This window comes from Rhizobium acaciae (assembly GCF_025941625.1).
GTDB lineage: Bacteria > Pseudomonadota > Alphaproteobacteria > Rhizobiales > Rhizobiaceae > Rhizobium > Rhizobium acaciae.
In genome coordinates this window covers 20326-42931 of sequence record NZ_JAPCZO010000011.1, presented here as the reverse complement: position 1 = coordinate 42931, position 22606 = coordinate 20326, and the positions used below count along the sequence as shown (strand labels likewise).

General features: G+C 60.1%; 33 protein-coding genes. 31 read left to right on the top strand and 2 right to left on the bottom strand.

Annotated elements, in window-relative coordinates; translation table 11 throughout:
* Positions 1-18: 18 nt before the first annotated feature.
* From fusA to OLZ32_RS18175, 30 genes are all read left to right on the top strand, one after another.
* On the top strand, positions 19-2118 hold the full coding sequence (gene fusA / locus OLZ32_RS18320; protein ID WP_003547539.1) for an elongation factor G: 2100 nt from the start codon (positions 19-21) through the stop codon (positions 2116-2118).
* A 68-nt stretch (positions 2119-2186) separates the two neighbouring features.
* Positions 2187-3362 (top strand): elongation factor Tu, encoded by a 1176-nt coding sequence (gene tuf / locus OLZ32_RS18315; protein ID WP_017991059.1) that lies wholly within the window; start codon positions 2187-2189, stop codon positions 3360-3362.
* 154 nt (positions 3363-3516) lie between these two features.
* The gene (gene rpsJ, locus OLZ32_RS18310; RefSeq protein ID WP_003547547.1) at positions 3517-3825 is read left to right on the top strand and encodes a 30S ribosomal protein S10; all 309 of its coding nucleotides are present in this window, start codon (positions 3517-3519) and stop codon (positions 3823-3825) included.
* Positions 3826-3864: 39 nt separating this feature from the next.
* Positions 3865-4506 (top strand): 50S ribosomal protein L3, encoded by a 642-nt coding sequence (gene rplC / locus OLZ32_RS18305; protein WP_003547548.1) that lies wholly within the window; start codon positions 3865-3867, stop codon positions 4504-4506.
* 13 nt (positions 4507-4519) lie between these two features.
* Complete coding sequence (rplD, locus tag OLZ32_RS18300; protein WP_003547549.1) at positions 4520-5140, top strand: 50S ribosomal protein L4; 621 nt, start codon at positions 4520-4522, stop codon at positions 5138-5140.
* Positions 5137-5430: a 50S ribosomal protein L23 gene (locus OLZ32_RS18295; protein ID WP_003547550.1), complete on the top strand. Its 294-nt coding sequence runs from the start codon at positions 5137-5139 to the stop codon at positions 5428-5430. The genes rplD and OLZ32_RS18295 overlap by 4 nt, the downstream gene beginning before the upstream one ends.
* 11 nt (positions 5431-5441) lie before the next feature.
* A complete protein-coding gene (gene rplB, locus OLZ32_RS18290; RefSeq protein WP_264421953.1) occupies positions 5442-6278 on the top strand; it encodes a 50S ribosomal protein L2 in 837 nt (278 codons plus the stop codon).
* 15 nt (positions 6279-6293) lie between these two features.
* Positions 6294-6572, top strand: a complete 279-nt coding sequence (rpsS, locus tag OLZ32_RS18285; protein WP_003547552.1) for a 30S ribosomal protein S19 — start codon at positions 6294-6296, stop codon at positions 6570-6572.
* Between the two features lie 2 nt (positions 6573-6574).
* The gene (rplV, locus tag OLZ32_RS18280) at positions 6575-6964 is read left to right on the top strand and encodes a 50S ribosomal protein L22 (protein WP_003547553.1); all 390 of its coding nucleotides are present in this window, start codon (positions 6575-6577) and stop codon (positions 6962-6964) included.
* A complete protein-coding gene (gene rpsC, locus OLZ32_RS18275; RefSeq protein ID WP_003547554.1) occupies positions 6964-7695 on the top strand; it encodes a 30S ribosomal protein S3 in 732 nt (243 codons plus the stop codon). Before rplV ends, rpsC begins: the two co-directional genes overlap by 1 nt.
* A gap of 36 nt (positions 7696-7731) precedes the next feature.
* Positions 7732-8145, top strand: a complete 414-nt coding sequence (gene rplP, locus OLZ32_RS18270) for a 50S ribosomal protein L16 (protein WP_003547555.1) — start codon at positions 7732-7734, stop codon at positions 8143-8145.
* An 11-nt stretch (positions 8146-8156) separates the two neighbouring features.
* On the top strand, positions 8157-8357 hold the full coding sequence (rpmC, locus tag OLZ32_RS18265) for a 50S ribosomal protein L29 (protein ID WP_003558545.1): 201 nt from the start codon (positions 8157-8159) through the stop codon (positions 8355-8357).
* Between the two features lie 12 nt (positions 8358-8369).
* The gene (rpsQ, locus tag OLZ32_RS18260) at positions 8370-8609 is read left to right on the top strand and encodes a 30S ribosomal protein S17 (RefSeq protein WP_003547557.1); all 240 of its coding nucleotides are present in this window, start codon (positions 8370-8372) and stop codon (positions 8607-8609) included.
* A 258-nt stretch (positions 8610-8867) separates the two neighbouring features.
* Positions 8868-9236: a 50S ribosomal protein L14 gene (rplN, locus tag OLZ32_RS18255; protein ID WP_003547558.1), complete on the top strand. Its 369-nt coding sequence runs from the start codon at positions 8868-8870 to the stop codon at positions 9234-9236.
* An 11-nt stretch (positions 9237-9247) separates the two neighbouring features.
* Positions 9248-9556, top strand: coding sequence for a 50S ribosomal protein L24 (gene rplX, locus OLZ32_RS18250; RefSeq protein ID WP_003547559.1), 309 nt, complete (start codon positions 9248-9250; stop codon positions 9554-9556).
* A complete protein-coding gene (gene rplE, locus OLZ32_RS18245; protein WP_003547560.1) occupies positions 9549-10106 on the top strand; it encodes a 50S ribosomal protein L5 in 558 nt (185 codons plus the stop codon). Before rplX ends, rplE begins: the two co-directional genes overlap by 8 nt.
* Before the next feature lie 32 nt (positions 10107-10138).
* Positions 10139-10444 carry a 30S ribosomal protein S14 gene (gene rpsN, locus OLZ32_RS18240; protein WP_003547561.1) on the top strand — a complete coding sequence of 102 codons (306 nt, stop codon included), beginning with the start codon at positions 10139-10141 and terminating at the stop codon, positions 10442-10444.
* Between the two features lie 12 nt (positions 10445-10456).
* Positions 10457-10855: a 30S ribosomal protein S8 gene (rpsH, locus tag OLZ32_RS18235; RefSeq protein ID WP_003547562.1), complete on the top strand. Its 399-nt coding sequence runs from the start codon at positions 10457-10459 to the stop codon at positions 10853-10855.
* Positions 10856-10897: 42 nt separating this feature from the next.
* Entirely contained in the window at positions 10898-11431 is a 534-nt protein-coding gene (gene rplF, locus OLZ32_RS18230) for a 50S ribosomal protein L6 (RefSeq protein ID WP_003547563.1), read from the top strand.
* Between the two features lie 12 nt (positions 11432-11443).
* Positions 11444-11806 (top strand): 50S ribosomal protein L18, encoded by a 363-nt coding sequence (rplR, locus tag OLZ32_RS18225; protein ID WP_003547564.1) that lies wholly within the window; start codon positions 11444-11446, stop codon positions 11804-11806.
* Positions 11807-11937: 131 nt separating this feature from the next.
* Complete coding sequence (rpsE, locus tag OLZ32_RS18220) at positions 11938-12507, top strand: 30S ribosomal protein S5 (RefSeq protein ID WP_017963908.1); 570 nt, start codon at positions 11938-11940, stop codon at positions 12505-12507.
* Between the two features lie 14 nt (positions 12508-12521).
* Positions 12522-12731, top strand: a complete 210-nt coding sequence (gene rpmD / locus OLZ32_RS18215; RefSeq protein WP_003547566.1) for a 50S ribosomal protein L30 — start codon at positions 12522-12524, stop codon at positions 12729-12731.
* A 16-nt stretch (positions 12732-12747) separates the two neighbouring features.
* On the top strand, positions 12748-13224 hold the full coding sequence (rplO, locus tag OLZ32_RS18210) for a 50S ribosomal protein L15 (RefSeq protein ID WP_003547567.1): 477 nt from the start codon (positions 12748-12750) through the stop codon (positions 13222-13224).
* A gap of 234 nt (positions 13225-13458) precedes the next feature.
* Complete coding sequence (gene secY / locus OLZ32_RS18205; RefSeq protein WP_003547569.1) at positions 13459-14799, top strand: preprotein translocase subunit SecY; 1341 nt, start codon at positions 13459-13461, stop codon at positions 14797-14799.
* Positions 14796-15446: an adenylate kinase gene (locus OLZ32_RS18200; protein WP_011651424.1), complete on the top strand. Its 651-nt coding sequence runs from the start codon at positions 14796-14798 to the stop codon at positions 15444-15446. Before secY ends, OLZ32_RS18200 begins: the two co-directional genes overlap by 4 nt.
* A 221-nt stretch (positions 15447-15667) precedes the next feature.
* On the top strand, positions 15668-16036 hold the full coding sequence (gene rpsM / locus OLZ32_RS18195; RefSeq protein ID WP_003547573.1) for a 30S ribosomal protein S13: 369 nt from the start codon (positions 15668-15670) through the stop codon (positions 16034-16036).
* Between the two features lie 133 nt (positions 16037-16169).
* Positions 16170-16559 (top strand): 30S ribosomal protein S11, encoded by a 390-nt coding sequence (gene rpsK, locus OLZ32_RS18190; protein WP_003547577.1) that lies wholly within the window; start codon positions 16170-16172, stop codon positions 16557-16559.
* A 97-nt stretch (positions 16560-16656) separates the two neighbouring features.
* Complete coding sequence (locus OLZ32_RS18185) at positions 16657-17667, top strand: DNA-directed RNA polymerase subunit alpha (protein ID WP_003547579.1); 1011 nt, start codon at positions 16657-16659, stop codon at positions 17665-17667.
* A gap of 177 nt (positions 17668-17844) precedes the next feature.
* Positions 17845-18267 carry a 50S ribosomal protein L17 gene (gene rplQ, locus OLZ32_RS18180; protein ID WP_003547581.1) on the top strand — a complete coding sequence of 141 codons (423 nt, stop codon included), beginning with the start codon at positions 17845-17847 and terminating at the stop codon, positions 18265-18267.
* 84 nt (positions 18268-18351) lie between these two features.
* Positions 18352-18771: a ribosomal maturation YjgA family protein gene (locus OLZ32_RS18175; RefSeq protein ID WP_264421947.1), complete on the top strand. Its 420-nt coding sequence runs from the start codon at positions 18352-18354 to the stop codon at positions 18769-18771.
* Here OLZ32_RS18175 and msrQ read toward each other — a convergent pair.
* A complete protein-coding gene (gene msrQ / locus OLZ32_RS18170; protein WP_264421945.1) occupies positions 18768-19433 on the bottom strand; it encodes a protein-methionine-sulfoxide reductase heme-binding subunit MsrQ in 666 nt (221 codons plus the stop codon). The genes OLZ32_RS18175 and msrQ overlap by 4 nt on opposite strands.
* Entirely contained in the window at positions 19433-20380 is a 948-nt protein-coding gene (gene msrP, locus OLZ32_RS18165; RefSeq protein ID WP_264421943.1) for a protein-methionine-sulfoxide reductase catalytic subunit MsrP, read from the bottom strand. Before msrP ends, msrQ begins: the two co-directional genes overlap by 1 nt.
* A gap of 334 nt (positions 20381-20714) precedes the next feature.
* On the opposite strand from msrP, the gene ilvD reads away from it, so the two are divergent.
* Entirely contained in the window at positions 20715-22553 is a 1839-nt protein-coding gene (gene ilvD / locus OLZ32_RS18160; RefSeq protein ID WP_264421941.1) for a dihydroxy-acid dehydratase, read from the top strand.
* Positions 22554-22606: the final 53 nt, after the last annotated feature.

Sequence of the window (22606 nt, the reverse complement as noted above, 5' to 3'; positions counted from 1 at the left end):
ATCGAAAGGCAGTCCACAATGGCTCGCGAATATAAGATCGAAGACTACCGTAATTTCGGTATCATGGCGCATATCGACGCCGGCAAGACCACGACCACCGAGCGTATTCTTTATTACACCGGCAAGTCGCACAAGATCGGCGAAGTCCACGACGGTGCAGCCACGATGGACTGGATGGAGCAGGAGCAGGAGCGTGGCATCACGATCACCTCCGCTGCCACCACGACCTTCTGGAAGGGCCGTGACGGCAAAATGCGCCGCTTCAACATCATCGACACTCCCGGCCACGTCGACTTCACCATTGAAGTCGAGCGTTCGCTGCGCGTTCTCGACGGCGCCATCGCGCTGCTCGACGCCAACGCCGGTGTTGAGCCGCAGACGGAAACCGTCTGGCGTCAGGCTGAGAAGTACAATGTCCCGCGGATGATCTTCTGCAACAAGATGGACAAGACCGGCGCGGACTTCTACCGCTCCGTCGAGATGATCAAGACCCGTCTCGGTGCAACGGCTGTCGTCATGCAGCTGCCGATCGGTGCGGAAACCGAATTCAAGGGCGTCATCGACCTGGTCGAGATGAACGCACTCATCTGGCGCGACGAGTCGCTCGGCGCCCAGTGGGATGTCGTCGAGATCCCCGAGGACATGAAGGCCAAGGCTGAAGAATATCGCGAAAAGCTGATCGAGACGGTCGTCGACATCGACGAAGCCGCCACCGAAGCTTACCTCGAAGGCATTCTGCCCGACAACGATCAGATCCGTGCACTGGTTCGCCGCGGCACGATCGACGTCAAGTTCCACCCGATGTTCTGCGGCACCGCCTTCAAGAACAAGGGCGTGCAGCCGCTGCTCGACGCCGTTGTCGACTACCTGCCGTCGCCGATGGACATCCCGGCGATCAAGGGCATCGACTTCAAGACGGAAGCCGAAATCGAGCGTCATGCCGATGACAGCGAGCCGCTTTCCATGCTCGCCTTCAAGATCATGAACGACCCCTTCGTCGGTTCGCTGACCTTTGCCCGCATCTACTCCGGCAAGCTCGAAAAGGGCGCGTCGGTCATCAACACGGTCAAGGACAAGCGCGAGCGCGTCGGCCGCATGCTGCAGATGCACTCCAACTCGCGTGAAGACATCGAAGAAGCCTTCGCAGGTGACATCGTCGCTCTCGCCGGCCTCAAGGAAACCACGACGGGCGACACGCTCTGCGATCCGCTGAAGCCGGTTATCCTCGAGCGCATGGAATTCCCGGAGCCGGTCATCCAGATCGCCATCGAGCCGAAGACCAAGGGCGACCAGGAAAAGATGGGCCTCGCGCTCAACCGCCTGGCTGCTGAAGATCCGTCCTTCCGTGTCAAGACCGACCAGGAATCCGGCCAGACCATCATCGCCGGCATGGGCGAACTGCATCTCGACATCATCGTCGACCGCATGCGTCGTGAGTTCAAGGTTGAAGCAACCGTCGGCGCGCCGCAGGTAGCCTACCGCGAAACCATCACCCGGACGCATGAAGAAGATTACACGCACAAGAAGCAGTCCGGTGGTACCGGCCAGTTCGCGCGCGTCAAGATCGTCTTCGAACCGAACCCGGAAGGCGACGAATTCAAGTTCGAATCGAAGATCGTCGGCGGTTCCGTTCCGAAGGAATACATCCCCGGCGTCCAGAAGGGCATCGAAAGCGTTCTGTCTTCGGGTCCGCTCGCAGGCTTCCCGATGCTCGGGGTCAAGGCAACCCTCATCGACGGTGCCTTCCACGACGTCGACTCCTCGGTTCTCGCCTTCGAAATCGCATCGCGTGCCTGCTTCCGTGAAGCAGCCAAGAAGGCCGGCGCTCAGCTGCTCGAGCCGATGATGAAGGTCGAAGTCGTCACCCCGGAAGATTACGTCGGCGACGTTATCGGCGACCTGAACTCCCGTCGCGGTCAGATCCAGGGCCAGGAAAGCCGTGGTATCGCCGTCGTCATCAACGCGAACGTCCCGCTCGCGAACATGTTCAAGTACGTCGACAACCTGCGCTCCATGTCCCAGGGCCGCGCCCAGTACACGATGACCTTCGATCACTATTCGCCGGTCCCGTCGAACGTCGCAACTGAAATCCAGGCAAAGTATTCCGGTCAGAAGTGACCGGAATACCAATTGACCGATAACAAGAATTAGATCCCTTCGGGGACTAGCAAAACGGAGACCCGAAAATGGGAAAGAGTAAGTTTGAGCGCAACAAGCCGCACGTCAACATTGGCACGATTGGCCACGTTGACCACGGTAAGACGTCTCTGACGGCAGCGATCACGAAGTACTTCGGTGAGTACAAGGCGTACGACCAGATCGACGCGGCTCCGGAAGAAAAGGCGCGTGGCATCACGATTTCGACGGCCCACGTTGAATACGAGACGCCGGCCCGCCACTACGCCCACGTCGACTGCCCCGGCCACGCCGACTACGTCAAGAACATGATCACCGGTGCTGCCCAGATGGACGGCGCGATCCTGGTGTGCTCGGCCGCTGACGGCCCGATGCCGCAGACGCGCGAACACATCCTGCTGGCTCGCCAGGTCGGCGTTCCGGCGATCGTAGTGTTCCTGAACAAGGTCGACCAGGTTGACGACGCCGAGCTTCTCGAACTGGTCGAGCTCGAAGTTCGCGAACTGCTGTCGTCCTACGACTTCCCGGGCGACGATATCCCGATCGTCAAGGGTTCGGCGCTTGCCGCTCTCGAAGATTCGGACAAGAAGATCGGCGAAGACGCGATCCGCGAACTGATGGCCGCTGTTGACTCCTACATCCCGACGCCTGAGCGTCCGATCAACCTGCCATTCCTGCTGCCGATCGAAGACGTGTTCTCGATCTCTGGCCGCGGCACGGTTGTGACCGGCCGCGTCGAGCGTGGCATTGTCAAGGTTGGCGAAGAAGTCGAGATCGTCGGCATCCGCCCGACGACGAAGACGACGGTGACCGGCGTTGAAATGTTCCGCAAGCTGCTCGATCAGGGCCAGGCTGGCGACAACATCGGCGCGCTGATCCGCGGCGTCACCCGTGACGGCGTTGAGCGTGGCCAGATCCTGTGCAAGCCGGGTTCGGTCAAGCCGCACAAGAAGTTCATGGCTGAAGCCTACATCCTGACGAAGGAAGAGGGTGGTCGTCATACGCCGTTCTTCACCAACTACCGTCCGCAGTTCTACTTCCGCACGACCGACGTGACGGGCATTGTGACGCTGCCGGAAGGCACGGAGATGGTGATGCCGGGCGACAACGTCACGGTATCGGTCGAGCTGATTGTTCCGATCGCGATGGAAGAAAAGCTGCGCTTCGCCATCCGCGAAGGTGGCCGCACCGTCGGCGCCGGTATCGTCGCGTCGATCGTCGAGTAATTAGCGGCTGGGCCACCTGGCCCAAGGAAAGGATAGGGACGCCGATCTCGGTGTCCCTCTCGATCTTTGAAACCGGTGGCCCGCTAACGTAACTGAAGGTAAGTCGTGTCCCTCAATGGTGACACGCGGATAACAGACACAAGGATAAAGTCGAATGAACGGCCAGAATATCCGCATCCGCCTGAAGGCGTTCGATCACCGGATTCTCGACGCCTCCACGCGTGAGATCGTATCGACGGCTAAGCGCACCGGTGCAAGCGTCCGGGGCCCCGTTCCGCTTCCGACCCGCATCGAGAAGTTTACGGTCAACCGGTCCCCGCACATCGACAAGAAGAGCCGCGAACAGTTCGAGATGCGTACGCATAAGCGCCTTCTCGATATCGTTGACCCGACCCCGCAGACGGTAGACGCGCTGATGAAGCTCGATCTCGCCGCCGGTGTCGATGTTGAGATCAAGCTCTGAGACCTCGGGTCTTCGGGCTGAGTGAGAAGGATTGAACCGATGCGTTCAGGTGTGATTGCACAGAAGGTGGGAATGACCCGCGTCTATAACGACGCCGGCGAGCATGTCCCGGTAACGGTACTGCGTATGGAAGGCTGCCAGGTCGTAGCCACGCGCACTGTCGAAAAGAATGGCTATACCGCAGTTCAGCTCGGTGCCGGCCAGGCGAAGGTGAAGAACACGTCGAAGGCGATGCGCGGCAATTTTGCCATTGCCAACGTCGAGCCGAAGGCCAAGCTGACGGAATTCCGCGTGTCGGAAGATCAGCTGCTCGAGGTCGGCACTGAGATCAAGGCGGGTCACTTTGCGGCCGGTCAGCTCGTCGACGTGACGGGCACGACGATCGGTAAGGGTTTTGCCGGCGCCATGAAGCGCCACGGTTTCGGCGGTCTGCGTGCCACGCACGGTGTGTCGGTGTCTCACCGTTCGCACGGTTCGACCGGCTCGCGCCAGGATCCGGGCAAGGTTTTCAAGAACAAGAAGATGGCTGGTCACATGGGCCAGACGCGCGTCACGACGCAGAACCTGGAAGTGGTTTCGACCGACGAAGATCGTGGTCTGATCCTGATCAAGGGTGCTGTTCCTGGTTCCAAGGGTGCTTGGATCATCGTGCGCGACGCCGTCAAGTCGGCCGCGAAGTAAGGGAGCCAGATCAATGGAATTCAACGTCAAGACCCTTGAGGGAAAAGACGCCGGGAAGGTTTCCCTTTCGGACGCGATTTTCGGCCTCGAGCCCCGCGAAGACATTCTCGCCCGCGTCATCCGCTGGCAGCTTGCCAAGAAGCAGCAGGGCACGCACAAGGCTAAGGGCCGCGCGGAAGTTTCGCGCACCGGCGCCAAGATGTACAAGCAGAAGGGTACGGGCCGCGCCCGCCACCATTCGGCTCGCGCTCCGCAGTTCCGCGGCGGCGGCAAGGCTCACGGCCCGGTTGTCCGCAGCCACGAGCACGATCTTCCGAAGAAGGTTCGTGCACTCGGCCTTCGCCACGCCCTTTCGGCCAAGATCAAGGCCGATGACGTCATCGTCATCGACAACCTGGTTGCCGCTGAAGCCAAGACCAAGTCGCTCGCGTCCGTTTTCGAGACGCTCGGCCTGACCAACGCCCTCTTCATCGGCGGCGCAGAGCTTGACGGCAACTTCAAGCTCGCAGCTCAGAACATCCCGAACATCGATGTTCTGCCGATCCAGGGCATCAACGTTTACGACATCGTGCGCCGCGGCAAGCTCGTGCTTTCCAAGGCTGCGGTTGAAGCGCTAGAGGAGCGATTCAAGTGACCGATCTTCGCCACTACGATGTGATCGTCTCTCCGGCGATCACCGAAAAGTCCACGCTGGTATCCGAAAACAACCAGGTTGTTTTCAATGTCGCCAAGCAGGCGACCAAGCCGGAAATCAAGGCTGCGGTCGAGGCGCTGTTCGGCGTCAAGGTCACGGCTGTCAACACTCTGCTGCGCAAAGGCAAGACCAAGCGGTTCCGCGGTTTCGTCGGCAAGCAGAAGGACGTGAAGAAGGCTGTTGTGACGCTGGCTGAAGGCCAGACGATCGACGTCTCCACCGGTCTCTGAGGTATAAGAAAATGGCATTGAAAACTTTCAATCCGATCACCCCGAGCCAGCGCCAGCTGGTCATCGTCGACCGCTCGGCCCTCTACAAGGGCAAGCCGGTCAAGGCGCTGACGGAAGGTCTGACCAAGAGCGGCGGTCGTAACAACCTCGGTCGCATTACCGCCCGCTTCATCGGCGGCGGTCACAAGCGCACCTATCGTCTGATCGACTTCAAGCGTCGCAAGTTCGACGTCGAAGGCACGGTCGAGCGTATCGAATACGATCCGAACCGCACGGCTTTCATCGCGCTGGTGAACTATGCTGACGGCGAGAAGGCTTATATCCTCGCTCCTCAGCGTCTCGCTGCCGGTGACAAGGTCATCGCTTCCGAGACGGCTGTCGACGTCAAGCCCGGCAACACTATGCCGCTGCAGTTCATCCCGGTCGGCTCCATCATCCACAACGTGGAAATGAAGCCGGGCAAGGGTGGTCAGATCGCTCGCTCCGCCGGTGGCTACGCACAGCTCGTCGGCCGCGACCAGGGCATGGCGATCCTTCGCCTGAACTCCGGTGAACAGCGTCTCGTTCATGGCTCCTGCCTTGCTTCGATCGGCGCCGTCTCCAACCCTGATCACGCCAACATCAACGACGGCAAGGCCGGTCGTACCGTTTGGCGCGGCAAGCGTCCGCATAACCGCGGTGTCGTCATGAACCCGGTCGACCATCCGCACGGCGGTGGTGAAGGCCGCACCTCCGGTGGTCGCCATCCGGTGACACCGTGGGGCAAGCCGACCAAGGGCAAGCGCACCCGGTCGAACAAGTCGACCGACAAGATGATCATGCGCTCGCGTCATCAGCGTAAGAAGTAAGAGAGGAAGTCTCCAATGGCTCGTTCAGTATGGAAAGGTCCGTTCGTTGACGGCTATCTTCTCAAGAAGGCTGAGAAGGTTCGTGAAGGCGGTCGTAGTGAAGTGATCAAGATCTGGAGCCGTCGCTCCACGATCCTGCCGCAGTTCGTCGGTCTTACCTTCGGCGTCTACAACGGCAGCAAGCATATCCCGGTCAGCGTCAATGAAGACATGGTCGGCCACAAATTCGGTGAATTCTCTCCGACCCGCACCTACTACGGTCACGGCGCGGACAAGAAGGCGAAGAGGAAGTAACAATGGGCAAGGCAAAAGCCGAACGCCGGCTGAAGGACAACGAGGCGCAAGCAGTCGCCCGCACGCTCCGCGTCAGCCCCCAGAAGCTCAACCTGGTTGCTGCGGCTATCCGCGGCAAGAAGGTCGAGCGCGCACTCGCTGAGCTGGAGTTCTCCCGCAAGCGCATCGCAGGCGCCGTCAAGAAGACGCTCGAATCTGCGATCGCCAACGCCGAGAACAACCACGATCTTGACGTCGACTCGCTGGTTGTCGCCGAGGCCTATGTCGGCAAGTCGATCGTCATGAAGCGTTTCCACGCTCGTGGCCGCGGTCGCGCGTCGCGCATCGAAAAGCCCTTCGCGCACCTGACGATCGTCGTTCGTGAAGTGCAGGCAGCAGAGGAGGCCGCATAATGGGTCAGAAAATCAATCCAATCGGTTTCCGTCTCGGCATTAACCGTACCTGGGATAGCCGCTGGTTTGCGGACAATGCCGAGTACGGTCAGCTGCTGCACGAAGACCTGAAGATGCGCAAGTTCGTCATGAGCGAACTGAAGCAGGCCGGGATCTCCAAGGTGGTCATCGAGCGTCCGCACAAGAAGTGCCGCGTCACGATCCACTCGGCACGTCCGGGCCTGATCATCGGCCGCAAGGGCGCAGACATCGACAAGCTCCGCAAGAAGCTGTCGGAGATGACGAATTCGGAAACGCACCTCAACATCGTTGAAGTGCGCAAGCCCGAAGTCGATGCGACGCTGGTCGCTCAGTCGATCGCCCAGCAGCTCGAGCGTCGCGTGGCTTTCCGTCGCGCCATGAAGCGCGCCGTTCAGTCCGCGATGCGTCTTGGCGCCGAAGGCATCAAGATCACTTGCGCTGGCCGTCTCGGCGGCGCTGAAATCGCCCGTACGGAATGGTACCGCGAAGGTCGTGTGCCGTTGCACACGCTGCGCGCCGACATCGACTACGGCACGGCTGAAGCAGAAACCGCGTTCGGCATCTGCGGCATCAAGGTCTGGATCTTCAAGGGCGAAATCCTTGAGCATGATCCGATGGCTTCCGAGCGCCGCGCGATGGAAGGTGACGCCCAGGGTCCGGCAAGCCGTGATCGTGACCGCGACAGAGACCGTCGCCGCGACAACGCTTGATAGCGCGCGTGGCAGAGAAGTTCGGAGAATAAGAAAATGTTGCAGCCAAAGCGTACCAAGTACCGCAAGCAGTTCAAGGGCCGCATCAAGGGCGTCGCCAAGGGCGGTTCTGACCTGGCATTCGGCGAATTCGGCCTGAAGGCACAGGAACCCAACCGCGTCAACGCGCGCGAGATCGAAGCGGCCCGCCGCGCGATCACGCGTTATATGAAGCGCGCCGGCCGTGTATGGATCCGCGTGTTCCCGGACGTTCCGGTAACCAAAAAGCCGACCGAAGTCCGTATGGGTAAGGGTAAGGGCTCCGTTGAATACTGGGCATGCAAGGTCAAGCCCGGCCGTATGATGTTCGAGATCGACGGTGTCAGCGAAGAAATCGCCCGTGAGGCGCTTCGCCTCGGCTCTGCCAAGCTCTCGGTCAAGACGCGCTTCGTTCAGCGCATTGCAGAGTAAGGAATGAGCTCATGAAAGCCTCAGACGTTCGCGCGTTCACCGCCGACCAACTCAAGGACGAGCTTGCCAAGCTGAAGAAGGAGCAGTTCAACCTGCGCTTCCAGAAGGCGACCGGCCAGCTCGAAAAGTCCTCGCGCATCAACGAAGTCCGCAAGGACATCGCCCGCGTGAAAACCATTGCCCGCCAGAAGGCGGCAGAAGTTAAGGCCTAAAGGAAGAAAAATATGCCGAAGCGCATCCTGCAGGGCGTCGTCGTTGGCGACAAGAACGAGAAGACGGTAGTGGTTCGTGTCGAGCGTCGTTTCGCTCACCCGCTGCTCCAGAAGACCGTTCGTCGTTCCAAGAAGTACAAGGCCCACGACGAGAACAATCAGTACAAGATTGGCGATACCGTATCCATCGAGGAATGCGCGCCGATCTCCAAGGACAAGCGCTGGACGGTGATTTCCGCCCAGGGCAAGTAACAGAATTTTGCGCGAGGCCTTGCGTCTCGCCGAAATATCTGTATGAAGCAGCGTCAGAACGCTCGAATGCCGGGCGTTCTTTTGCTTTGAGCGCACGGAAGGTCCCGTTCGGGAAACCACCCTGGCACGATCGATCCCGCGCTATTCAGCTATTGCCGCGTCTGTGCTGCCTCACGGCAGCTCGGCCGGCGAAAATTTTCATAAGCCGGAGTAGGGGGCTAGCCCAACCATTCCGGTAAACCAAGAAGGCGACCTGATATGATTCAGATGCAAACAAACCTCGACGTCGCGGATAATTCCGGCGCACGTCGTGTCATGTGCATCAAGGTGCTGGGCGGCTCGAAGCGCAAGTATGCCTCGATCGGCGACGTCATCGTCGTTTCGATCAAGGAAGCGATCCCGCGCGGCCGTGTGAAGAAGGGTGACGTGATGAAGGCGGTTGTCGTTCGCACCGCCAAGGACATCCGTCGTGCAGATGGCTCCGTCATCCGCTTCGACACCAACGCAGCAGTCCTCATCGACAACAAGAAAGAGCCGATCGGCACCCGTATCTTCGGACCGGTTCCGCGCGAACTTCGCGCCAAGAACCATATGAAGATCATCTCGCTGGCTCCCGAAGTACTGTAAGGAGCGAAGCGATGCAGAAGATTCGTAAAGGCGACAAGGTCGTCATGCTCGCTGGCAAGGACAAGGGCCGTACCGGCGAAGTTGTCCAGGTCATGCCGAAGGAAGATCGTGCCGTTGTTCGTGGCGTCAACGTCGTCAAGCGCCACCAGCGCCAGACGCAGACCCAGGAAGCCGGCATCATCAACAAGGAAGCCCCGGTTCACCTGTCCAACGTTGCAATCATCGACAAGGACGGCAAGCCGACCCGTGTCGGTTTCAAGGTCGTTGACGGCAAGAAGGTCCGTGTGGCCAAGCGTTCTGGAGAAGTGATCGATGGCTGAGGCAAAATATGAGCCGCGGCTCAAGAAGGAATATGTCGAGCGCATCCGCAAGGCGTTGCAGGAGCAGTTCTCCTACGCCAACGAGATGATGATCCCGAAGCTCGACAAGATCGTGATCAACATGGGTGTCGGCGAAGCGACCGCTGACTCGAAGAAGCCGACGGTAGCTGCCGCCGACCTCGCAGCGATCGCCGGCCAGAAGCCGGTCATCACCCGCGCACGCAACTCTATCGCAGGCTTCAAGGTCCGCGAACAGATGCCGATCGGCGCGAAGGTCACCCTGCGCGGCGCCCGCATGTACGAGTTCATGGACCGTCTCGTGAACATCGCGCTCCCGCGCGTTCGCGACTTCCGCGGCCTGAACCCGAAAAGCTTTGACGGCCGTGGCAACTTCGCCATGGGCATCAAGGAGCACATTGTGTTCCCTGAGATCAACTACGACAAGGTTGATCAGATGTGGGGCATGGACATCATCGTTTGCACGACGGCGACGACCGACGACGAAGCACGGGCTCTTCTGAAAGAGTTCAGCTTCCCGTTCCGTCAATAACCGTAACGACGAGCGTAGAAAAGGAACCTGACATGGCGAAGACAAGCGCAGTTGAAAAGAACAAGCGCCGCCGTACTACGGTCGCTAACCAGGCCGCTAAGCGGGCTGGGTTGAAGGCGATCATCATGAACCAGGCTCTTCCGATCGAAGAGCGGTTCAAGGCCTCGATCAAGCTGGCATCCCTGCCGCGTGATGGATCGAAGACCCGTATTCGCAACCGTTGCGAAGTTTCGGGGCGTCCGCGCGCATATTACCGCAAACTGCGCATGTCGCGTATTGCGCTGCGTGAACTCGGCAATCTCGGCAAGGTGCCGGGTATCGTCAAGTCGAGCTGGTAAGGAGCAGGTTACATGACAATGACTGATCCGTTGGGCGATATGCTCACTCGCATCCGTAACGGCGCTTCCCGCCGCAAGTCGTCGGTTTCGACGCCTGCTTCGAAGCTCCGTGCACGTGTTCTCGATGTTCTGCAGTCCGAAGGCTACATCCGTGGCTACTCCGTTGTCGATTTCGGCAATGGCAAGTCGGAACTCAGCATCGAGCTGAAATATTATGAAGGCGCATCGGTGATCCGTGAGATCGGCCGTGTGTCCAAGCCGGGCCGCCGGGTTTATGTCTCGGTCAAGTCCATTCCGCAGGTCGCGAACGGTCTCGGCATCACCATCCTTTCGACTCCGAAGGGTGTGATGGCCGATCACCAGGCTCGCGAACAGAACGTTGGTGGCGAGGTTCTTTGCTCGGTCTTCTAAGATCGGGCAGGGATCTCCATAGCGAACAGACAGGATTGAAACATGTCTCGTATCGGTAAGAAGCCCGTTCAGGTGCCTGCTGGGATCACGGCTACGGTCGATGGCCAGAAGGTGACTGCAAAGGGCCCGAAGGGCGAGCTGTTTTTCGTTGCTAACGACGAAATCAGCCTCAAGCTTGAAAATAACGCCGTCGTCGTGACGCCGGTGAACCAGACCAAGGATGCGCGCTCAAAGTGGGGCATGTCCCGCACGATGATCGAAGGCATCTTCAAGGGCGTCAAGGACGGTTTCGAGCGCAAGCTTGAAATCAACGGCGTCGGTTACCGCGCCGCCATGCAGGGCAAGAACCTGCAGCTGGCCCTCGGTTTCAGCCACGACGTGATCTACGAGCCGCCGGTCGGTATCTCGATCGTTGTTCCGAAGCCGACGGAAATCGTCGTCAGCGGCATCAACAAGCAGCAGGTCGGTCAGGTTGCCGCCGAAATCCGCGAATATCGCGGTCCCGAGCCCTACAAGGGCAAGGGCGTCAAGTACGCTGACGAGCGGATCGTCCGCAAAGAAGGCAAGAAGAAGTAAGGATCACGCGAAATGGCTAGCAGGAAAGAAGCACTTGCACGTCGTGCCAACCGCGTGCGCCGTCATCTCAAGTCGGTGGCCAATGGCCGTCCGCGCCTGTCGGTTCATCGCTCCTCGAAGAACATCTACGCCCAGGTCATCGATGATGTGGCCGGCAAGACGCTTGCGTCTGCCTCCACCCTCGAGAAGGATCTGCGCGGTTCTCTGAAGACCGGTGCCGATACCGCCGCCGCTACCGTTGTGGGCAAGCTCCTCGCAGAGCGCGCCTCCAAGGCCGGTGTTACGGAAGTCGTGTTCGACCGTGGCGCCTTCATCTATCACGGCCGCATCAAGGCTCTCGCCGAAGCGGCCCGCGAAGGCGGTCTCACCTTCTGATCAGTTTCCGGCCGGACGCCTCAAGCGCCGGCCGGATTTTCGCCGGACCGCAGGCACTCTCCGAAAGGGGAGGCTGATGCGGTCCACATTTGTTTGCCGATTGCACCCGGAAAAGAAAAAGGAAGAGGACAATGGCACAGGAAAGAAGGCCGCAGCGGGACGACCGCCAGAGCCGTGAAGAGCGCGATAGCGAATTCGTCGACAAGCTTGTCGCGATCAACCGCGTCGCCAAGGTCGTCAAGGGCGGCCGTCGTTTCGGTTTCGCAGCACTCGTCGTCGTCGGCGACCAGAAGGGCCGCGTCGGCTTCGGTCATGGCAAGGCACGTGAAGTGCCGGAAGCCATCCGCAAGGCAACCGAAGCCGCCAAGCGCGAACTGATCTTCGTACCGCTGCGTGACGGCCGTACGCTGCATCACGACGTTCATGGCCGCCACGGCGCCGGCAAGGTTCTGCTGCGCTCGGCCAAGGTCGGTACCGGCATCATCGCCGGCGGCCCGATGCGCGCCGTATTCGAAACACTCGGCATGCACGACGTCGTCGCCAAGTCGACCGGTTCGTCGAACCCCTACAACATGGTTCGCGCCACCTTCGACGCTCTGAAGCACCAGGTTCACCCGAAGGACATCGCAGCTCAGCGCGGCATCAAGTATGCAACGCTGCAGGCTCGTCGTGGCGCCTCCGGCAACGCCTCTGAAGAATAAGAGGAGTTTGACAGATGGCCAAGGCTACCAAGAAGGCTGAAGCGAAGACTGTCACGATCGAACAGATCGGCAGCCCGATTCGCCGTCCGGATGTCCAGCAGCGCACGCTGATCGGTCTCGGACTGAACAAGATGCACCGTCGCCGCACGCTGGAGGATACCCCTTCCGTTCGTGGCATGATCCGTGCTGTCCAGCATCTCGTTCGCGTCGTCGACGAGAAGTGAGACGGAGGAAACGCTCATGAAACTCAATGAAATTAAAGACAACGAAGGCTCGACCCACAGCCGCAAGCGCCTCGGCCGCGGTATCGGCTCGGGTTCTGGCAAGACTGGTGGTCGCGGCGTGAAGGGTCAGAAGTCCCGTTCGGGCGTCGCCATCAATGGCTTCGAGGGCGGCCAGATGCCGATCTATCGTCGCCTGCCGAAGCGCGGCTTCAACAACATTTTCGCTTCCGATTTTGTTGTCGTGTCGCTGGCCCGTATCCAGACGGCGATCGACGCCGGCAAGCTCGATGCCAAGACGACCGTTGACGCAGCTGCCCTCAAGGCTGCTGGTGTCATCCGCCGCGTCAAGGATGGCGTTCGCGTTCTCGCCGACGGCGAGATCAAGGCCAAGATCACCATCGTCGTTGCGGGCGCCTCCAAGCCTGCCGTCGAGAAGATCGAAAAGGCCGGCGGCACCGTGACGCTGCTTTCGGCTCCGGCTGCAGCCGAATAATAATCTGATGATATGTCGCCCGGGGTGCTTCACACCGGGCGATTTTGCTCCCATATGTGGGCCTCACAAAAACTTGGCTGGCGCGCCCGCGTCATGCCGGTAAGACTCGAAAACAAGGGTGAGGCATGGCGTTGCGTTGCAATCCGTCCTAAGCCCGGTTTTGAATAATTTCATACTGATTCCGGGGCCGGTCTGTCCCCCAGAGACGCCGGAATTGGTAGCGCGGAGAAACGCATGGCTTCTGCAGCGGAACAATTGGCATCCAACCTCAATTTTTCGACCTTCGCCAAAGCCGAGGATTTGAAGAAGCGCTTGTGGTTCACACTGGCAGCTCTCCTCGTCTACCGACTTGGCACGCATATTCCGCTTCCAGGCCTCAATCCCGAAGCCTATGCCCAGGCTTTCCGCGGCCAGGCAGGCGGCATTCTCGGCCTTTTCAACATGTTTTCGGGCGGCGCCGTTGAGCGCATGGCGATCTTCGCGCTCGGCATCATGCCCTATATCTCTGCCTCGATCATCGTGCAGCTGATGACTTCGGTCGTGCCGGCGCTCGAAAACCTCAAGAAGGAAGGCGAGCAGGGCCGTAAGATCATCAACCAGTATACCCGCTACGGTACCGTTATCCTCGGTGCGCTCCAGGCTTATGGCATTGCCGCTGGCCTTGAAAGCGGCCAGGGTTTGGTCGTCGATCCGGGCTGGTTCTTCCGTGTTTCCACCGTTCTGACGCTGCTCGGCGGCACGATGTTCCTGATGTGGCTCGGCGAGCAGATCACCTCGCGCGGCATCGGCAACGGCATCTCGCTGATCATCTTCGCCGGCATCGCCGCCGGCCTTCCCACTGCTCTTGCCGGCACGCTCGAACTCGGCCGCACCGGCGCGCTGTCGACCCCGCTGATCCTGCTCGTGATCATCGTCGCGATCGCCGTCATCGCCATCATCGTCTTCGTCGAGCGCGCCCAGCGCCGGCTGCTGATCCAGTATCCGAAGCGCCAGGTCGGCAACCGGATGTTCCAGGGTGATACGTCCCATCTGCCGTTGAAACTCAATACATCAGGTGTCATTCCGGCAATCTTCGCATCGTCGCTGCTGCTCCTGCCGGCAACGATTGCGGGCTTTGCCAGCACCACGGCAATGCCCTCCTGGGCGACATCGATCGTCGCGGCCCTCGGTCATGGTCAGCCACTCTATATGGTGCTCTATGCGGCGCTGATCGCCTTCTTCGCCTTCTTCTATACGGCCATCGTTTTCAATCCGAAGGATACGGCTGATAATCTGAAGAAGCATGGCGGCTTCATTCCCGGCATCCGTCCGGGCGACCGCACCGCCGAATATATAGACTACGTGCTGACCCGAATCACGGTGATCGGCGCGCTCTATCTCGTCTTCGTCTGCATCCTTCCGGAGATATTGGTGTCGCAAACCGGCATTCCATTAGCCCTTGGTGGGACTTCGCTTTTGATCGTGGTTAGCGTAACTCTTGATACGGTTGCACAGATCCAGGGTCACCTGATCGCGCAGCAATACGAAGGCCTGATCAAGAAATCGAAGTTGCGTGGAGGAAAGAGGGGGCGATGAGACTTATCCTTTTGGGGCCGCCGGGCGCGGGTAAGGGAACCCAGGCCCAGCGGATCGTGGAAAAGCACGGCATTCCGCAGCTTTCCACGGGGGACATGCTGCGTGCAGCGGTTAACGCCGGCACCGATGTCGGCAAGCGCGCGAAGGCGGTTATGGACGCCGGCAAGCTCGTCTCGGATGAGATCGTCATTGCCATCGTTTCCGAGCGTATCGATCAACCCGATTGCGCCAACGGCTTCATCCTCGACGGCTTCCCCAGGACGCTCGTCCAAGCGGACGCCACCGAGGCGATGCTGAAGGCAAAGGGTCTCGACCTTTCGGTCGTCATCGAATTCCGCGTCAATGACGACGAGCTGGTTCGTCGCGTTGCCGGTCGCTACTCCTGTGCACAGTGCGGCAGCGTCTATCACGATACCGATAAGGTTCCGGCTGCCGAGGGCGTGTGCGATAAGTGCGGTTCGACGCACTTCAAGCGCCGTCCTGATGACACTCCGGAGACCATGACGGCTCGTCTGCAGGTCTACTACAAGGAGACCTCACCGCTGATCGGCTATTACCATGCCAAGGGCAAACTCAAGTCTGTGGACGGCATGGCAGAAATCGATCAGGTGACCGCCGAGGTCGAAAGCATTCTTTCCAAGCTTTAAGGCTTTGAAAATAAACTTGGCGGAACGGTTGCTTTTCAGCAGTGATTCCGCTAAACACCGCGCCAACTCGCGACATTCCATGCGATCGGCGCGGATTTCCCAGGGAAGTCCGGGTGCGGTCGTTTTGACATGTTACGGACGTAAATCTGAACGGGCGGTTCTCAAGACCGCATAACGAAGCCCACTTGCCGGATGGCAACTGGAATGCAAGGAGAATAGGCGTGGCACGTATCGCTGGCGTCAACATCCCGACTGCGAAGCGCGTTGTCATCGCGCTGACCTACATTCACGGGATCGGTTCTAAATTCGCACAGGAAATCGTCGAAAAGGTCGGCATCCCGGCTGAACGTCGTGTGCATCAGCTGACGGACGCAGAAGTCCTTCAGATCCGCGAAGCCATCGACCGCGACTATCAGGTCGAAGGCGATCTTCGTCGCGATACCGCGATGAACATCAAGCGTCTGATGGACCTCGGCTGCTACCGCGGCCTGCGTCATCGCCGCGGCCTTCCGGTCCGCGGTCAGCGCACGCATACCAATGCCCGCACCCGCAAGGGCCCGGCAAAGGCAATCGCTGGCAAGAAGAAGTAATTTCCGGGGAACCGGGGTGGGGAGGCTGGCGGTCTGCGCCGGCCTCTTTTGAGTTTGGAGCGGGACCATATAGGCGCCGTTCCGGTGTAGCCGCTGGCATTACGGCGGTGAAGAGATCAACGAAAGGAATACCATGGCTAAGGAAGCCGTCCGCGTTCGCCGTCGCGAGCGCAAGAACATCTCGTCGGGTGTCGCTCACGTCAACTCGACCTTCAACAACACGATGATCACCATCACCGATGCGCAGGGCAATGCGATCGCTTGGTCGTCGGCTGGCGCCAAGGGCTTCAAGGGCTCGCGCAAGTCGACCCCGTTCGCTGCCCAGATCGCTGCCGAAGACTGCGCCAAGAAGGCCCAGGAGCACGGCATGAAGTCGCTGGAAGTCGAAGTCTGCGGTCCGGGTTCGGGTCGTGAATCGGCTCTGCGCGCGCTCCAGGCTGCAGGTTTCATGATCACGTCCATCCGCGACGTGACCCCGATCCCGCACAATGGCTGCCGTCCGCGCAAGAAGCGCCGCGTCTGATCATCGCTCTCGTCACCGGTGAGCGCCTGCGCGCTCCCGGTGGTTTTCAAGCTCGGTTGCCACGATTGGATGGTGGCAACGAACGGAAGGCAAACTCATGATTCAGAAGAACTGGCAGGAACTGATCAAGCCGAACAAGGTGGAGTTCTCTTCGAGCTCGCGCACCAGGGCGACGCTTGTTGCCGAACCGCTGGAGCGCGGCTTCGGCCTCACCCTCGGCAACGCGCTTCGCCGCGTTCTGCTCTCCTCGCTGCGCGGTGCTGCCGTCACGGCGGTGCAGATCGATGGCGTGCTGCATGAATTCTCCTCGATTCCAGGCGTCCGCGAAGACGTGACGGACATCGTGCTCAACATCAAGGAAATCGCCATCAAGATGGATGGCGACGATGCAAAGCGCATGGTCGTGCGTAAGCAGGGCCCGGGCGTTGTCACGGCTGGCGACATTCAGACGGTCGGCGATATCGAAATCCTCAACCCCGAGCATGTCATCTGCACGCTCGACGAGGGTGCTGAGATCCGCATGGAATTCACCGTCAACAACGGCAAGGGTTACGTTCCGGCCGAACGCAATCGTGCGGAAGATGCTCCGATCGGTCTCATCCCGGTCGACAGCCTCTATTCGCCGGTCAAGAAGGTGTCCTACAAGGTTGAAAATACCCGCGAAGGACAGGTTCTCGACTACGACAAGCTGAACATGACCATCGAAACCGATGGCTCGATCACCGGCGAAGACGCCGTCGCTTTTGCGGCGCGCATCCTCCAGGATCAGCTTGGCGTCTTCGTCAACTTCGACGAGCCGCAGAAGGAAACCGAAGAGGAAGCAGTCACCGAACTCGCTTTCAACCCGGCTCTCCTGAAGAAGGTGGACGAACTCGAACTGTCGGTCCGTTCGGCAAACTGCCTGAAGAACGACAACATCGTCTACATCGGCGATCTCATTCAGAAGACCGAAGCAGAAATGCTCCGCACACCGAATTTTGGTCGCAAGTCGCTGAACGAAATCAAGGAAGTTCTCGCTTCCATGGGCCTGCACCTCGGCATGGAAGTGCCGGCATGGCCGCCCGAGAACATCGAAGATCTCGCCAAGCGTTACGAAGACCAGTACTGAGCGGCGTGAGGAAAAGTGTAAAGCGGTTTTCCGCTCGCACGCCGATCGCAAGAACATAACAAAAGGCAGGCTCTTTCGGCTGCCTTTCCCCGTCAAACAGCAGGCCGATCGCCTGCATGTGCCAGGAAACGGCAGGCCCACTTAGCGTAAGGGCACCTGCATTAAAGGAGAATAGCAATGCGCCATGGTAAAGCCGGCCGCAAGCTGAATAGAACTGCAAGCCACCGCAAGGCGATGTTCGCCAACATGGCGGCTTCGCTGATTACTCACGAGCAGATCGTCACGACCCTGCCGAAGGCCAAGGAAATCCGCCCGATCGTCGAGAAGCTCGTCACGCTCGGCAAGCGTGGCGACCTGCATGCTCGCCGTCAGGCGATCTCGCAGATCCGCGATGCCGCTGTTGTCGCGAAGCTGTTCGACACGATCGCAACGCGCTACGCCACCCGCAACGGCGGCTACCTGCGCATCATGAAGGCCGGCTTCCGCCAGGGCGACAATGCCGCCATGGCTGTGATCGAATTCGTTGACCGCGATGCCTATGCCAAGGGCGCAGCCGACAAGGCCCGCGTCGCTGCCGAAGAGCAGGCTGTCGCCGCTTAAATCTTCCGCTCCGGCGGAAACAGAACAGCCGGGCTGCAAAGCCCGGCTGTTTTTGATTCTGATGTAGTGAGGGGACCGGCTCCATTGCGCAAAATCATTCAGGCTCGCTCTCCGCAGTTTCTTCGACTGGCCGCGCTGTTTCTTGTTATCGTTCTCGGGCTGGTGCTCCGCCGGTTTGGCTATGCGGCCGATCTGCCTTTCATCGTCGTCAAATATGGCGGATCGGCACTCTGGGGAGCAATGGTCTATCTGCTCGTGGCGCTCATTGCCGCAAGGTCACGGCCGGCAGCAATTGCTGTCACAGCGCTGTTCATAGCGATCTCGGTGGAATTGTTCCGGCTCTATCACACGCCCTGGCTTGATGCGTTTCGGCTGACCACGGCAGGCGCCCTGCTGCTTGGCCGGGTCTTTTCGCTTTGGAACATGCTGGCCTATGCAATCGGCATAGCCGCGGCCTGCGCCTTCGATCCGGCACGCCGGACTGCGACGCGTCTTCGCCGCTAATTTACTGTCTCGGCCGAAGCCACCGCGCGATTGCGTGGCCGTCCCTGGCCCTTCTTCCGGCTACGCGCGATCGGCCGGTAGGAGCGGTAGAGGATCAGCGCGATGATCAGCCCGACATAGATATATTGCTCGAGATCGAGGATCTTGGTCGAAAGGGCGAAATGCAGCGCCCCGCTGGCGGCAATGATGTAGACGAGGCGATGCAGCCAGATCCAGTTCTTGCCGAGGCGGCGGATCGAGAAATTGTTGGATGTCAGCGCCAGCGGAATGAGCATCGCAAGGGCTGCCATGCCGAACATGATGAAGGGGCGCTTCAGCACGTCGTTGATGACGGCGGCAATATCCATCGCCTGGTCGAGCACCATGTAAACGGTGAAATGCATCAGCGCGTAATAGAAAGTCAGCAGGCCAAGCGCGCGGCGGTAACGCAGATAGTTCCAGCCGAAGAGCTCGCGGGCAGGGGAAACCGCAAGCGTCAGGATCAGGAAACGGATCGTCCAGATGCCGAGGAAAAGCTCGAAGCTCTTGACCGGATCGGCGCCGAGCTGATCGGTCGCGCCGAGATAAAAAGTCCAGGCCGCAGGCACGAGCCCGACGACATAAAGCAGCCAGACGGAGGCGGGCTGCCAGCGCTTCGGGATGGCGAGCGACAGTTCCGCCATCAGAAATTCGCCTTCAGATCCATGCCGGCATAAAGGTTTGCCACCTCGTCGGCATAACCGTTGAAGGGCAGGGTGGGATGGCGGCTCGCGCCGAAGAAGCCGCTTTCGCCGATGCGCCGTTCGGTCGCCTGGCTCCAGCGAGGATGGTCGACCGCTGGATTGACGTTGGCGTAGAAGCCATACTCCTGCGGATTGGTGACTTGCCATGTATTCTTCGGCTGCTGGTCGGTGAGCGTGATCCTGACGATCGACTTGATGCCCTTGAAGCCGTATTTCCACGGCACGACGAGGCGGATCGGCGCGCCGTTCTGGTTCGGCAGCGTTTCGCCATAAAGCCCGACGGCCAGCAGCGTCAGCGGATGGCGCGCCTCGTCGAGGCGAAGACCCTCGACATAGGGCCAGTCCAGAGACTGGAAGAAACCCTTCTGCCCAGGCATCTCGTCTGGCCGCACCACGGTTTCGAAGGCGACGTACTTGGCGCTGCCGAGTGGCTCGACTTTGTCGAGCAGCGATGCCAGCGGAAAGCCGTCCCACGGAATGACCATCGACCAGGCCTCGACGCAGCGCATCCGGTAGGTGCGCTCCTCGATCGGGAATTCCTTCATCAGCGCCTCGAGGTCGAAGGTGCCTGGCTTGTTGACCATGCCGTCGACCTTGATCGTCCAGGGCAGCGGTTTGAAATCGCCGGAAAGAGCTGCGGGATCGCCCTTGTCGAGGCCGAACTCATAGAAATTATTGTAGGTGGTGACGTCCTTGATCGGCGTCGCCTTCTCGTCAACCTTGTATTTGCTCTCAACGGCCGAGAGGGCCGCAGCACTCGCCTTGCCGCCGCTGTAGAGCGCCATGGCGCCAAGCGCTGCCGCGCCCAGGAATTCACGACGGCGCACATAGATCTGGCGCGGCGTGATCTCAGATGACGCGATCTTCGGTGGGCGATAGCTTGGCATGTCGAAACCTCCTCGGCGGATATCCTGAAATATAGCCCTTAAACGAACCGCCGGCATATCTAGATTAATGTCTAAGCCTTGAATATTGCTGACAGGAAGCCAATTTTTTGTGTTCGGTCGTGATGGAATAGGCTGTAACAAAACGTCGCGTCGAACCGTATATGATCGATGGGCTCATGGCGCTTCGCCCCGGCGTACCGGATTTGGGCTTCCCGGTAGTGACAGCCCCCGTCGATTGGATTAGGACAATTCCAAAAAGCAGCGTTTGCCCGGCCCGCAGGCTCCATGCCGCCCGGCTTAGCCTGATAATTCCGACACGTTGAGGAAGACACCGATGCCAGCTTACCGTTCCAGAACCACGACCCATGGCCGCAACATGGCGGGCGCCCGCGGCCTTTGGCGCGCCACGGGCATGAAGGATTCGGATTTCGGCAAGCCGATCATCGCGGTGGTGAATTCCTTCACCCAGTTCGTGCCCGGCCATGTGCACCTGAAGGACCTCGGCCAGCTCGTTGCCCGCGAGATCGAGGCGGCCGGCGGTGTCGCCAAGGAATTCAACACGATCGCCGTCGATGACGGTATCGCCATGGGCCATGACGGCATGCTTTATTCGCTGCCCTCGCGTGAGCTCATCGCCGACAGCGTCGAATACATGGTCAATGCCCATTGCGCCGACGCGATGGTCTGCATCTCCAACTGCGACAAGATCACTCCCGGAATGCTGATGGCGTCGCTGCGCCTCAATATCCCGACGGTCTTCGTCTCGGGCGGTCCGATGGAAGCCGGCAAGGTCGTGCTGCACGGCAAGACGCATGCACTCGACCTCGTTGACGCAATGGTCGCCGCAGCCGATGACAAGATCAGCGACGAGGACGTTCAGACCATCGAACGCTCGGCCTGTCCGACCTGTGGTTCCTGCTCCGGCATGTTCACTGCCAATTCGATGAACTGCCTGACGGAAGCCCTCGGCCTGTCGCTGCCCGGCAACGGCTCGACGCTTGCCACCCATCTCGACCGCAAGCGCCTCTTCGTCGAGGCCGGTCATCTGATCGTCGATCTCGCCCGCCGTTATTACGAGCAGGATGACGTCAAGGCACTGCCGCGCACCATTGCCTCCAAGCAGGCCTTCGAGAATGCCATGACGCTCGACATCGCCATGGGCGGTTCCACCAATACGGTCCTGCACATTCTTGCCGCCGCCCATGAAGGCGAGATCGATTTCACTATGGCCGATATCGACGCGCTGTCGCGCCGGGTGCCGTGCCTGTCGAAGGTCGCACCCGCCAAGAGCGATGTTCATATGGAAGACGTCCATCGCGCCGGCGGCATCATGTCGATCCTCGGCGAACTCGACAAGGGCGGTCTCTTGAACCGCGATTGCCCGACGGTCCATGCCGAGACGCTGGGCGATGCGATCGATCGCTGGGATATCACCCGCACCAACAGCGAAACCGTGCGCAACTTCTATCGTGCCGCACCCGGCGGCATCCCGACCCAGGTCGCCTTCAGCCAGGAAGCCCGTTGGGACGATCTCGACACCGATCGCGAGAACGGTGTCATCCGCTCGGTCGAGCATCCCTTCTCCAAGGATGGCGGCCTTGCCGTGCTCAAGGGCAACCTTGCGGTTGACGGCTGCATCGTCAAGACCGCCGGCGTCGATGAATCGATTCTGAAGTTCTCCGGCCCCGCCCGCGTCTTCGAAAGCCAGGATGCGTCGGTCAAGGCGATCCTTGCCAACGAGGTGAAGGCTGGCGACGTCGTCGTCATCCGCTACGAAGGCCCGAAGGGCGGCCCGGGCATGCAGGAAATGCTCTATCCGACGAGCTATCTGAAGTCGAAGGGCCTCGGCAAGGCCTGCGCGCTGATCACCGACGGCCGCTTCTCCGGCGGCACTTCCGGCCTCTCGATCGGCCACGCTTCGCCGGAGGCGGCAAATGGCGGCACGATCGGCCTGGTGCGCGAAGGCGACATGATCGACATCGACATCCCCAACCGCACGATCAGCCTGCGTGTCAGCGAGACCGAACTTGCCGCCCGCCGCGCCGAACAGGACGCCAAGGGCTGGTATCCCACAGAAGTTCGCAAGCGTAACGTCACGACCGCCCTGAAGGCCTACGCCGCTTTCGCAACGAGCGCCGATCGCGGCGCCGTGCGCGATCTGAACGTCCGTTGAGGCATCTCAACGGACACCCTACTGATTACAAATCAGCTGCTCTTCCAGCCGGT